This is a genomic window from Gammaproteobacteria bacterium (genome assembly GCA_032250735.1).
Lineage (GTDB): Bacteria > Pseudomonadota > Gammaproteobacteria > SZUA-152 > SZUA-152 > SZUA-152.
Genome location: JAVVEP010000008.1, coordinates 117,891 through 129,904 on the forward strand (window position 1 = coordinate 117,891; position 12,014 = coordinate 129,904).

At 59.3% G+C, this 12,014-nt stretch carries 9 protein-coding genes; 2 read left to right on the forward strand and 7 right to left on the reverse strand.

Annotated elements, in window-relative coordinates; all coding sequences use genetic code 11:
- Positions 1–77 precede the first annotated feature (77 nt).
- From RRB22_06985 to RRB22_07010, 6 genes are all read right to left on the reverse strand, one after another.
- Positions 78–1,262 carry an FAD-dependent oxidoreductase gene (locus tag RRB22_06985; protein MDT8384143.1) on the reverse strand — a complete coding sequence of 395 codons (1,185 nt, stop codon included), beginning with the start codon at positions 1,260–1,262 and terminating at the stop codon, positions 78–80.
- Positions 1,263–1,679: 417 nt separating this feature from the next.
- Entirely contained in the window at positions 1,680–4,187 is a 2,508-nt protein-coding gene (locus RRB22_06990) for a heavy metal translocating P-type ATPase (GenBank protein MDT8384144.1), read from the reverse strand.
- Positions 4,188–4,189: 2 nt separating this feature from the next.
- Positions 4,190–5,254 (reverse strand): beta-propeller fold lactonase family protein, encoded by a 1,065-nt coding sequence (locus RRB22_06995; GenBank protein MDT8384145.1) that lies wholly within the window; start codon positions 5,252–5,254, stop codon positions 4,190–4,192.
- 270 nt (positions 5,255–5,524) lie between these two features.
- Positions 5,525–6,217, reverse strand: coding sequence for a DUF2231 domain-containing protein (locus tag RRB22_07000; protein MDT8384146.1), 693 nt, complete (start codon positions 6,215–6,217; stop codon positions 5,525–5,527).
- A gap of 19 nt (positions 6,218–6,236) precedes the next feature.
- Positions 6,237–7,202: a copper resistance protein B gene (locus RRB22_07005; protein ID MDT8384147.1), complete on the reverse strand. Its 966-nt coding sequence runs from the start codon at positions 7,200–7,202 to the stop codon at positions 6,237–6,239.
- A gap of 32 nt (positions 7,203–7,234) precedes the next feature.
- Positions 7,235–9,043 (reverse strand): copper resistance system multicopper oxidase, encoded by a 1,809-nt coding sequence (locus RRB22_07010; protein MDT8384148.1) that lies wholly within the window; start codon positions 9,041–9,043, stop codon positions 7,235–7,237.
- A gap of 209 nt (positions 9,044–9,252) precedes the next feature.
- Between RRB22_07010 and RRB22_07015 the strand changes: the two genes are divergently transcribed.
- Together RRB22_07015 and RRB22_07020 are read left to right on the forward strand one after the other, a co-directional pair.
- On the forward strand, positions 9,253–9,936 hold the full coding sequence (locus tag RRB22_07015) for a heavy metal response regulator transcription factor (protein ID MDT8384149.1): 684 nt from the start codon (positions 9,253–9,255) through the stop codon (positions 9,934–9,936).
- Complete coding sequence (locus tag RRB22_07020) at positions 9,936–11,363, forward strand: heavy metal sensor histidine kinase (GenBank protein ID MDT8384150.1); 1,428 nt, start codon at positions 9,936–9,938, stop codon at positions 11,361–11,363. Before RRB22_07015 ends, RRB22_07020 begins: the two co-directional genes overlap by 1 nt.
- Positions 11,364–11,684: 321 nt before the next feature.
- Here the strand turns inward: RRB22_07020 and RRB22_07025 are convergent, their stop codons facing one another.
- Positions 11,685–11,960, reverse strand: coding sequence for a group II intron maturase-specific domain-containing protein (locus tag RRB22_07025; protein MDT8384151.1), 276 nt, complete (start codon positions 11,958–11,960; stop codon positions 11,685–11,687).
- Positions 11,961–12,014 lie beyond the last annotated feature (54 nt).

The following is a 12,014-nucleotide window of genomic DNA, read 5'->3' on the forward strand; positions in this document are numbered from 1 at the left end:
CACGGTCTAGTCGCAACGCCCTGTCGCTCGAAATATCCGCAATACTTGAACCCCTTAACATAAATAGGTTAACCGACTCACAAATAGCGCAGATAAAACAGGTAGAGTTTTTCGAACATGTTTTTTACGCCGATCAATCTTTTTGAATGTCGGGGAAACAGGTTCCAGAACGGTGGCTTATTGTCCAATGCCATATGCAACCACATCGCATCATTCTCCATATTGAGAATGCAAGAGAGCTCATACCGGTAGGTTCTGTCAGGTGCAGTACCCTTTAACACGGCTTGCATATTTTTTGCCGCGGCCTGGGAGCGAAATTGCGCCATATGTGCCTGGTGCGGCACCCACGGCGGCGGATTCTCATGGCTGGCGCAATCCCCGGCGGCGAAGACATTGCTCAGTCCTTTTACCTGCCCGTATTTGTCTACATCGATTTGCCCGCCGGCGGAAACGGAAAGGCAGGATTTTCGAACCAGCCTGGAACCGGTTATCCCCGGTGAATAGAGGATCAGGTCGGCCTGACGAAACGCGCCGCCTTTATCAAGCATTCCACCCGCGACGAATTCCGTCGGTTCGTAACCATAGTCAAGAGTGATTCCCCGTTCACGCATCCGGTCTGTGATCCCGCCGGTCTCACCAGGCTCGATATCCGGCGAGAAAAAATGAATCTCGAAGTTATCCCGCAGCCGTCTTTCTTTTAAGGCAAAATCCAGCAGGCACGCGCACTCGTACATTTGCCCTCCACGACCAGCCGCGAATCCGTCCTGTTTGTTAATCTTGAATCCCAGATAAATGACCCCCTTGTTCATGGATTCCAGGCTACGCATAAATGTTTCCATTTCATCCGGACCGTTACACGGTGAGAACGTGTGTTCCTTGGTGCCAGGGATATCGTCTTCCAGAAACGCCGGTCCGATGCCTATAAACAGCGCATCGTTTTTATAAGCCTCCCCGTTGGCGATAACGGTTCTTCCGCTATCCCGTATGTCCGTGACAACGCCCTCGACAAAACGAATATTTCTACGGCACAAAAACGGACGGATATCAATGCAGACATCTCGCCTGCTCTTTTTCCGGGTGATGAATTCCGGAATCGCCGGGAAGTAAGTGAAGTTGCCATTGCCGATAAGCGTAATATCGTACCTGGAATAAAGCCGGCGAAAGAACCCGGTAAAAAACGGGAAAACCGGCAGCACAAGAAAATATTGAATAAAAAACAATGACGCAAATCCGTTGCCAATGATGGTGATTTCTTTTTTCATACTCTGAATTCAACTCCTAAAGGCATTGCATAAATGTATCCTGAATCCGTGGCTTAAACGTGGATGCATGGTGCAAAGCTTCCGCTTCCTGCTCACGCCCCTCACCTACATCCATGTAGGCGAGATATTGATTTCACAGGGGTTTCAAAACATCGACATGGGGTCATTGCTTGACTTTGTACTCCTCTGAAATACTGAATAATGGAAGTGCAAAGTCAAGCAATGACCCCGTTCCAATGATGACCCCGTTCCAATGCTGAATAATGGAAGTGCAAAGTCAAGCAATGACCCCGTTCCAATGATGGAAGTGCAAAGTCAAGCAATGACCCCGTTCCAGTGATGACCCCGTTCCATTGGGTGGGTATCGCCCACAACACATCGGCTCAATGCAATGGTGGGCAATGCCCACCCTACCCCTCAAAGCTGGACCTTACGCAGACGCAGGGCATTGGTAATTACCGACACCGAACTGAAGCTCATGGCCGCTGCGGCGATCATGGGCGAAAGCAATAATCCAAAAAACGGATACAGCACTCCGGCGGCTACCGGCACGCCCAGTGAGTTATAGATGAAGGCGAAGAACAGGTTCTGGCGTATATTACGCATAGTGGCGCGAGACAGCCGCCTGGCGCGTACGATGCCGCGCAGGTCGCCCTTGACCAGGGTGACGCCGGCGCTTTCCATGGCCACGTCGGTGCCGGTGCCCATGGCGATACCCACCTGGGCCTGGGCCAGGGCGGGCGCGTCGTTGATGCCGTCGCCCGCCATGGCGACGATGCGGCCTTCGGCCTGCAACTGCTTGACCACGGCAGCCTTCTGATCCGGCAACACCTCGGCCTGCACCCGGTCGATGCCCAGCTTGCCGGCCACCGCCTCGGCGGTCTTGCGGCTGTCGCCGGTGAGCATGACGATTTCGATGCCTTCTTCGTGCAGAAAACGGATGGCCTCGGGTGTGGTCTCCTTGATGGGATCGGCCACACCGATGAGGCCGGCGGCGCGGCCATCCACGGCCAGGAACATCACGGTCTGGCCTTCGCTGCGCAGGGCGTCGGCTTGCGTTGGCAGATCGCCCACCTCAATGCCGAGATCCTCCAACAATTTGATATTACCCAGAGCGACCTTGCGGCCGTCCACCAGGCCGGTCACACCTTTGCCGGTCACCGATTGGAAGTCGTTGGACGGCGCCAACTCGAGATCACGTCTTTCGGCGCCCCGCACAATGGCGGCGGCCAGCGGATGCTCACTGGCGCGCTCGACGCTGGCGGCCAGGCGCACGATCTCCGCTTCGTCGAAGCCTTGCGCCGGCGTCACACTCACCAGCTCCGGATGTCCCTCGGTGAGGGTCCCGGTCTTGTCCACCACCAGGGTGTCCACCTTGCGCATCACCTCCAATGCCTCGGCGTTCTTGAACAGCACGCCCATGGTGGCGCCGCGGCCGGTGCCCACCATGATGGACACGGGCGTGGCCAGGCCCAGGGCGCAGGGGCAGGCAATGATCAGCACCGCCACGGCGTTGATCACCGCATAGGCCAGGCGCGGCTCCGGCCCGACGGCATACCACACCATGAATGCAGCAACGGCGATGAGCACCACCACCGGGACGAAATAACCGGCCACCACATCCGCCAGCTTTTGTATAGGGGCGCGCGAGCGTTGCGCCTCGGCCACCATCTGGACAATCTGCGCCAGCAGGGTATCAGCGCCCACCTTCTCCGCCACCATCAATAAACCGCCCGTGCCGTTCACCGTCGCACCGATGACTTTTTCGCCTGCAATTTTTTCCACCGGGATGGGCTCGCCGGTGACCATGGATTCATCCACGTGGCTTGCACCCTCCACCACCGTGCCGTCCACCGGCACTTTCTCGCCGGGGCGGATACGCAGTTTGTCACCGAGTTGCACCTGTTCCAGCGCAATGTCCTCCTCGCGGCCATCGTCGCGCACGATGCGCGCCGTCTTCGGCGCCAGGCCTAACAGCAACTTGATGGCCGCATTGGTGCGCGAGCGGGCGCGCAGTTCCAGCACCTGCCCCAGCAGCACCAGCGCGGTGATCACCGCCGCGGCCTCGAAATACACCGGCACTACGCCCATCTCGTTGAATACCGAAGGCGGAAAAATACCCGGCGCCAGCGCGGCCACCATGCTGTAACTCCAGGCCACCGCAATACCGAGACCGATGAGGGTGAACATATTGAGATTGCGCGTAACCAGCGATTGCCAGCCGCGCACAAAGAAGGGCCAGCCGCCCCACAGCACCACCGGTGTGGCCAGCAACAGTTCCAGCCATTGGCGCATGCGTGGTGCGACAACCTCCGCGAATGCCTCCGGCCAGAACTCCGCGCCCATGGCGCTGAACAGCACTGGGATGGCCAGCACCGTGCTGACCCAGAAGCGGCGGCTCATGTCGCGCAGCTCGGCGTTGGTCGCTCCCGGCTTCCTGCCTCCCGCGACACTAGCGCGTCCCTGCGCGTCGTCCTCTTCTCCCGCTGTGGCCGTGCGCGGCTCCAGCGCCATGCCGCACTTGGGGCAGTTGCCCGGATGATCCTGCACAATTTCAGGATGCATGGGGCAGGTGTATTCGGTGTTTGTGGTCGGGGCGGGAACCCCCTTCAGCTCCAGGGCCATACCGCATTTCGGGCAGGCGCCCGGCCCCGGTTGTTCTACCTCGGGATGCATGGGGCAGGTGAAAATCGCTGCTTCAGCTTCCGGCGGCGCCTTGCGCCCGGCCTGACCGGTTCCGGTGTAATGTGAGGGTTGTTCGATAAATTTGTCGTGGCAGTGTTGGGAACAAAAGTAATAGCGACTACCGTCATGCTCCGCCTGTGCCGCCGCCTTGGCCGGCTCCACGGTCATGCCGCAGACAGGATCGCGCGCGGTGGTCGCGACCACGTGAGAATGATGCTCCCCATCATTACGCTGTTCCATTGTCATTTCCCCTTACGGTTGAGAATCACCATCTGGTGCGCAACGCCCTTACCAATGGCGATCTCGCCCCGCACCGCCAACGCCTGTGGGTCGATAACCCAGATCTTCGGTTCCTTGCGGCTGGAGACATAGAGTTTGTTCACGGCATCGACGTAGTCGAGGTGATAAGGCGCGGGCTGCAAATCAACGGCTCGTTGCTCACCACTTTGCAGATCGAAACGCAGGAGTTTTCCGTCGCCTTTACTGGTAACGAATAACCAGCGACCGTCGTTAGAGACATCGATACCATGTGGCTCCCGGCCCACGGTGTAGCGCTTGCGAATTTTTCCACTGTTCAGATCCACCGCGACCACCTGCCCGTCGCCGACGTTGGCCACAAACAGTTTCTTATCATCTGACGACAGCGCCATATGTTCCGGCTCTTTGCCGACAGCCAATTCACGTTTGACGGTCCAGTCACTGACATTGATCTCACTCACCGTGCCAGAGAAGGCGTTAGAGACATAGAGGCGGCCTCCATCACTGCTGAACAAGGCGTAATTGGGTGATCGTCCGGTCTGGACTTCCTTCACCACCGACATGGATACCAGATCAATGACCGAAATTCCGCCCGCGCCGGAATGCACGGCGATGGCGACGACTCCATCCGGCGACACAGCCGTGTGGTGGGTGATGCCACGCACGGCGACACGGCGCATGACATGGCCGTGTTCGGGATGGACAATGGAAACATAACTGGGAGTCGTGGTACCGGATTCCGGCGAACCGGCTGCGTGATGAGCCGCATGCTCAGCCTCGCTCACCGCCGACGGTTTGGTCGCGCCACTCACCACACCAGTCCCTATCGGCTGCATGCTGCCGGCCACCAGGTAGTCGCTGTTGGGACTGGCCGCCAGGCCGTGGGCGTTTTCCAGCTCCGGGATGCGGCCGGTGACTTTGTCGGTGTTGAGATCAATAATCACCAGGTCATTGGCTGTCCCCGTGGGAACATACATCTGCAATTCGGCGTTGGCGACAAACGGATTAAACAGCGCAAACGCTGAGATATAAACAAGTATTCTTTTCATTATTCTTACCCTCCTTGAATATCGAATAACAATGTATGCGAATGACGTCTACTCTGTTACTTGCGGCCTCCGAGCACATATTTGACCAACGCGGCGATAAGCGAGATCACGGTCACCCAGAAGAGGATACCCAATCCCCAGTGCCCGGTCGCTCCCGCCCTTCCCTGGGCTTCGCGGCATAAGAACATCCCTGCTCAAAAATCCAAAACCCCAATGCCATCCGTTGCCGTCGTGCATCATGCTATTTGCCGCATTGATTTCTTTTGCCGTTTAGTGTGTATGATCATGTCCGTCATCACGGTAATCCTTCGGCTTAGTAGTGGAGCCACCATTCGCCACGTCTAAATCCGTCTTCGCCTGTTCACCATGAAAATGTTCGTCGTTGTGAGCGTCGTCCTGCTCATGGTGTTCTGTGGCCATCTCCATCGCACCACTGACAGCAGGTGTTTCACTGGTGTGCCCGCGTCCATCGGCATGTTCATGGGCATGACCTTCACCCTCCGTCCCATTTTCGACCTGGGGCAGAGACATCACGCCCAGGCCATAGCGATACACCACCTCGCCGCCGCGCCAGGCGGTTGAGGCCAGCACGCCGCCGGCAATCACCATCGCTGCGATAAACACGGCGCCGAGAGCCTGTTGACGGCGCACGCGTGCGGCGGACCAGATGGTCATGACGAGGAATAGGGTAATTGTAGCAGTCGCCCAGTTGCGGTGATCGGTCATGGCGGCATGGGAGGGGGTATCGTGGGCGACGGTGTTGTAGGCATAGAGCCCGGTCAGGCCGGTGATGACGGTGAATCCGGCACCAAACCAAAGCGCCCAACGGGCCACGATCCGCCACTGTTCTCGCAGCGGCGGTTTTACAAAAGGCGTAACGGCAAATAGCCCTACCGCCAGGAAAAGCAACGCCACGGTAAAATGCACGAAGACGGGATGCCAGTTGGGGATGATGGTTAACATTCGTGATTCCTATTAGCAGTTAAAACCAGAAGCGGATGCCCGCTACCGCCTGCGTTTCCTTGGTATCCAGACCCGCCGCGCGGGCATAATCGGAGGTACCGCCGAACATTCCGACCCATTCGACGCCCACATAAGGTGCAAACTCACGGCGGATTTCGTAGCGCAACCGCAGGCCCGCCTTCGCTTCCGACAGGCCGGAACCAATACCAAGCTCGTCATCGTCCTTGCCGTAGAATGCCGCCTCGATACGCGGCTGCAGGATGATTTTTTGCGTGAGCAGCAGTTCGTACTCCGCTTCCACGCTCAAGGCGGTGCGGCCCTCTTCACCGACATAGGCAGTGGCGTCCACCTCGAACCAATAGGGAGCCAGCCCCTGCACGCCGAAGGCCAGCCAGCTGCGATCCGGGCCTTCACCGCTGTCAAAACGCAGACCCACCTGGCTGTCCCAGTAAGCGGTTAGGGCATGACCCCATAACAGCTCGGTGCTGGCCTCTTCAAAGTCGCCGTCGTCGTAATGCCCCTCGGCCTTGAGTACGACGCGGTCGTAATCGCGGCCGTACCAGGCCTGCAGATCATAGGCGGTGGAGGTATTGTCCGAGGTGCGCACCGTCTCGAGGCGGTCCACCAATAGCGAGCCGAAGTTGTGTTCGTCCGCCAGCCGTAACTGGCGCGGCCCCGGCAGATTGTAAGGGCCGGATTCCAGGGTATAACCACCCGAATAGGCGTGGGGATCGCGGGCATCCGCCGGGGCCGAACCGCCCTGCATGGTGCCGGGGTCCATGGTGCTCATGTCGGTCATATCGCCCATGGTGGAATCGCTTGCGGACAGGGCGGTGCCGTGGTCCATCCCCGGCATAGAGTTGTGATCCATCTCCGGCATGGTCTGCATCGCGTCTTGTGCCAGCACGGGTTGCATGCCCATAGCGGCCAGGAGGACCATGGTTAGAAGTGATTTTTGACCGATTTTCGTGGCCTGTTGACTCATGCCTTTATTGTCGCTTGTCATCGGGTTCACACTCATGCCACCACCACCTTGCGGAACATGCCCGCGTCCATGTGGTACAGCAGGTGGCAGTGCCATGCCCATTGGCCGAGGGCGTCGGCGGTGACCAGGAAGCTGACCCGCTGCGCCGGTTGCACGCTAATGGTGTGGCGGCGGGCGAGGAAACTGCCGTCGGGGTTTTGCAGCTCGCTCCACATGCCGTGCAAGTGCATGGGGTGAGTCATCATGGTGTCGTTGTGCAGGATGACGCGCAGGCGTTGGTTGTGGCGAAAATGAATCGGCGTGGACTTGCCGAACTCCAGGCCGTCCAGCGACCAGGTGTAGCGCTCCATGTTGCCGGTAAGATGTAGCTCGATCTCCCGTTCCGGTCCACGGGAATCCATGGACCCGCCTGGCGTATGGAGGTCAGCATAGGTGAGAACCCGGCGGCCATTGTTGCGCAGGCCGATACCGGGGTCGTCGAGATTGGTGCGCGGCATATCGACGCGCATGTCGACGCTGGGCCCGTATTCGGTCTTGGCGTGACGGGCGTGCACCGCGGCGCCGGAGTCCATAGCCATGCCCGCCATGCTATGGCCGCTGTGATCCATGCCTTCCATGCCTGCCATGCCTTCCATGCCTGTCATCGTGTTGGATGTACCGTGATCCATTGCCGCCATACCGCCCATGGACCCCATCATGTCGGCCATGGTGAGCCACTCGGGCTTGTCCAGTTCCGGCACCGGGGCGCTGAGTCCTTCCCTAACAGCGAGGCTACCACGGGCGTAACCGGTGCGGTCCATGGATTGGGCGAAGAGGGTGTAGGCCTCGTCCCTGGGTTCCACCAGCACGTCATAGGTCTCGCCCGGGCCGCAGCGGAATTCATCCACGGTGACGGGTTCCACGTCCTGGCCGTCCACGTGCACCACGGTCATCTTCAGGCCGGGAATGCGCACATCGAAAAAGCTCTGGGTGCCGCTGCTGATGAAACGCAGGCGCACGCGCTCGCCGGGTTTGAACAGGCCGGTCCAGTTGCCCGCCGGGGTGCTGCCGTTCATAAGGTAGGTGTAGGTATAACCGGAAATATCCGCCAGGTCCGTAGGGCTCATGCGCATCTCGTTCCACATGCGGCGCTTGCTCAGGGCGGCACCCAAACCCATGACGGACACGTCACGGAAGAAATCCGCCGCGGTGGGTTCATTGAAGTTGTAATAGTCGCCCTGCTTTTTCAACCTGGCGAACACCTTCATGGGATCTTCGTCGGTCCAGTCCGACAACTGCACCACGTAGTCGCGGTCGGCGCGGATATTCGCGCCGCCGCGCGGCTCAATGATGATGGCACCGTACATGCCGGTCTGTTCCTGAAAGCCGGTGTGGGAGTGGTACCAGTAGGTGCCCGCCTGCTGCACCTTGAAACGGTAGGTGAAGGTCTCGCCGGGCGCGATGCCGTTGAAGCTAACGCCAGGCACGCCGTCCATCTGATAGGGCAGGATGATGCCGTGCCAGTGGATGGAGGTGGGCACGTTCATGCGGTTGGTGACTCGAATGGTCACCGTGTCCCCCTCGCGCCAGCGCAACACCGGCGCCGGGATGGAGCCGTTGATGGTGGTGGCCATGCGCGGATTGCCGGTGAAGTTCACCGCCGTTTCCGCAATGGTGAGATCGAACTCCGTCCCGCTGAGAACCGGGGCCGCGCCCGTATGGGTGGCAGCCGCCTGTGCGGCCCAGCTCGGCTTGATCCACGGCGACAGGCCCATGAGGACGCCGCCGGCCGCCAGGCCCTGGATAAAGCGGCGGCGCGAGGGATCGGGCAATGGGCAGGTTTTGAGAGGCGTTTGTTTCATCGTGACTGATTCCTCTGACAGCAAAGTGATGGGGCCGGCCGTGAACAGGACGCGGTTCCGCCCGCAGGCCACCTTTGCCATATACAATAGCGGGTCACCCTGTCCCCAGCCTGACGCGGGCATTACAATTTTGTCATGTTGCCGTCATGTATCTGGCAGCGAGTGGCGGTTAGTCTAGGGGATAGAAAACGGGTGTATGAGGACAGACAGTGAAAATCCTGATTGTCGAGGATGAAATCAAGATCGGTGACTATCTCAAACAGGGGCTCACCGAGGCCGGCTTTGTGGCGGACCTGGCCCGCAACGGCCTGGACGGCCATCACCTGGCCATGACCGATGTCTACGACCTCATCATTCTCGACGTGATGCTGCCGGACGTGGACGGCTGGCGCATCCTGCAGTCCCTGCGCGAGGTGGGCAACTCCGTGCCGGTCCTGTTTCTCACCGCCCGCGACAGCGTGGACGACCGCGTCAAGGGACTGGAACTAGGCGCGGACGATTATCTGGTCAAGCCCTTCGCCTTCGCGGAACTGCTGGCGCGGGTCCGTACCCTGCTGCGGCGCGGCACTGTCGCGGCAGCCGATACGACGATTAAGATCGCTGACCTGGAACTGGATCTCATGCGCCGACGGGTGAACCGAGGCGGCCACCGCATCCCCCTCACCGCCAAGGAATTCGCCCTGCTGGAATTATTGATGCGCCGCCAGGGCGAGGTGTTGCCCCGCTCCCTCATCGCCTCCCAGGTGTGGGACATGAACTTCGACAGCGACACCAATGTCATCGATGTGGCCATCCGCCGCCTGCGGGCCAAGATCGACGACGACTTCACCCCCAAGCTCATCCATACCGTACGCGGCATGGGTTATATGCTCGATGTGCCGGGTGAAGATTGATGCAACCGCCGCGTCCTCCCTCTCTCACCCTGCGCCTGACCCTACTTTTCGGTGTGGTGGCCATCGTGGTCTTCACCGGCTTCGGCTGGTTCATCGAGCGCTCCATCGAACACCATTTCAGCGTGGGAGATGACGCCGAGCTGGAAATCATCGCCCAGACCGTCTCACAGGTACTGGCCAGCCGCGCTGACGCCAACAGTCCTGAGACCATCGAACAGCGGCTCACCGATATCCTGGTCGGGCACCACGGCGCTTTACTGCACATTGCCGGACAGGATGGACGGGGTCTGTTTGCCAGCACCAATGGCCCGGCGCTTTCCGCCATCTCCGCCCCGCTCCCCGGCAACCGGGAGGGCCGGGAGAACAACGCACTGTTCCACTGGAACGATACCGCCGGGCATAACTACCGCATGCTAACCCGGAGGGTCGCCGGTGTTGCCGCCGGAGGAATGGAAGACATGACCCTGTCCGTCGCGGTGGCCATCGATCACCATCAGCAATTTCTTGCCGGCTTCCGCCACACCCTATGGCTGATGATTGCCAGCGGCATTCTGGTCATGGGCTTCATGGGCTGGTTCGCCGTGCGTCAGGGACACGGACCCCTGCGTGCCATCGTCGCCCGCATCCGCCACATCAGCGCCGCCGAGCTGAACACCCGCCTGCCGCCGGAGTCCATGCCCCGGGAACTCACCGACCTGGCGCTGGCCTTTAACGACATGCTGGCGCGCATGGAGGAGGCCTTTCAGCGTCTCTCCAACTTTTCCGCCGACATCGCCCACGAACTGCGCACCCCGGTAACCAATCTGCTCACCCAGACCCAGGTGGCCCTGTCCAAATCCCGCAGTGAGAACGAGTACCGGGAAATTCTCTATTCCAACATGGAGGAATACGAGCGCATGGCGCAGATGATCGGCGACATGCTGTTCCTCGCCAAGGCGGACAACGGCCTGTATCAGCCTGACTCCATTGAAATCGATCTTCACAAGGAAGTGCAGGAGTTGTTCGAATACTATGAAGCATGGGCGGAAGAACGGGGCGTATCACTGGAATTAGATGGCGCGGCCACGACGCCGGGGGACCGGCTCATGCTAAGGCGCGCTCTGGGCAACCTGCTCTCCAACGCCATCCGCCATACCCCAGCGAACCATACCGTGAAGGTGCTTCTCCATCCTGCGGATAATCAATCCGTCACCATCAGCGTCGAAAACCCCGGCCCTCCCATTCCCCAGGAACACATCCCCCGCCTCTTCGACCGTTTCTACCGGGTGGATACCTCACGCCAACGAGGCTGCGACGGCGCCGGACTGGGCCTGGCCATCACCAAGTCCATCATTGATCTCCACGGTGGAAACATCGAAGCCACATCCGGCGATAAAGGCACACGCTTCCGGATCACCCTGCCCGCAGCACTAAAAGCGATACCCTGAAACCGCCCACCCGCCACCCACCACCGTTGTGGGCGCATGAAAAAACTCTTGACCCGGAGTTAACGGTCCAGAAGTCATCAGTCCCAGGTCATTTTTCTTCCCTAGGGTCATTGCTTGACTTTGTTCCCTAGGGTCATTGTTCCCTAGGGTCATTGCTTGACTTTGCACATCCAGTTACATCTTCCTTGGGGTCATCATCTTCCTTGGGGTCATCATCTTCCTTGGGGTCATTCCTTGGGTAGAGTAGAGAACAGGCTCTCGCCTGCCCTCCCTCATCAAACCGTGCATGCGGTTTTCCCGCACACGGCTTTCCGATGTTCTTCACGCCGAGGCATGCGCTGATTTCCAGCCCGCTGCTGTTGGAACTTTGTATAACCCGTAACGCCGATACAGCTCAACACTGGGGAACCGGCCGTTGCCGATCCCTCTGTCTTTCACCTTGTGGCGTTTCATCAAGTGTTTGCGCATCCGTTGTTCCGTATGGAACTTGACCTTTTCCATGACCTGATTCGAGTTGCGATAATGGAAATAGCTCACCCAGCCTCTCAGGCTGCGATTCACGTTTCCTACAATCGTCTCCACAGGAATGGGGGTCACAGTGAACCTCCCCCAGTTTAACGGACACTTTTAATCAGAGACAATCGTCTCCCA

Coding starts and splice junctions, on each gene's coding strand:
- RRB22_07005 (MDT8384147.1), bottom strand. CDS start 7,202: ATGAGTCAACAGGCCACGAAAATCGGTCAAAAATCACTTCTAACCATG.
- RRB22_07000 (MDT8384146.1), bottom strand. CDS start 6,217: ATGTTAACCATCATCCCCAACTGGCATCCCGTCTTCGTGCATTTTACC.
- RRB22_06990 (MDT8384144.1), bottom strand. CDS start 4,187: ATGGAACAGCGTAATGATGGGGAGCATCATTCTCACGTGGTCGCGACC.
- RRB22_06995 (MDT8384145.1), bottom strand. CDS start 5,254: ATGAAAAGAATACTTGTTTATATCTCAGCGTTTGCGCTGTTTAATCCG.
- RRB22_07010 (MDT8384148.1), bottom strand. CDS start 9,043: ATGAAACAAACGCCTCTCAAAACCTGCCCATTGCCCGATCCCTCGCGC.
- RRB22_06985 (MDT8384143.1), bottom strand. CDS start 1,262: ATGAAAAAAGAAATCACCATCATTGGCAACGGATTTGCGTCATTGTTT.
- RRB22_07020 (MDT8384150.1), top strand. CDS start 9,936: ATGCAACCGCCGCGTCCTCCCTCTCTCACCCTGCGCCTGACCCTACTT.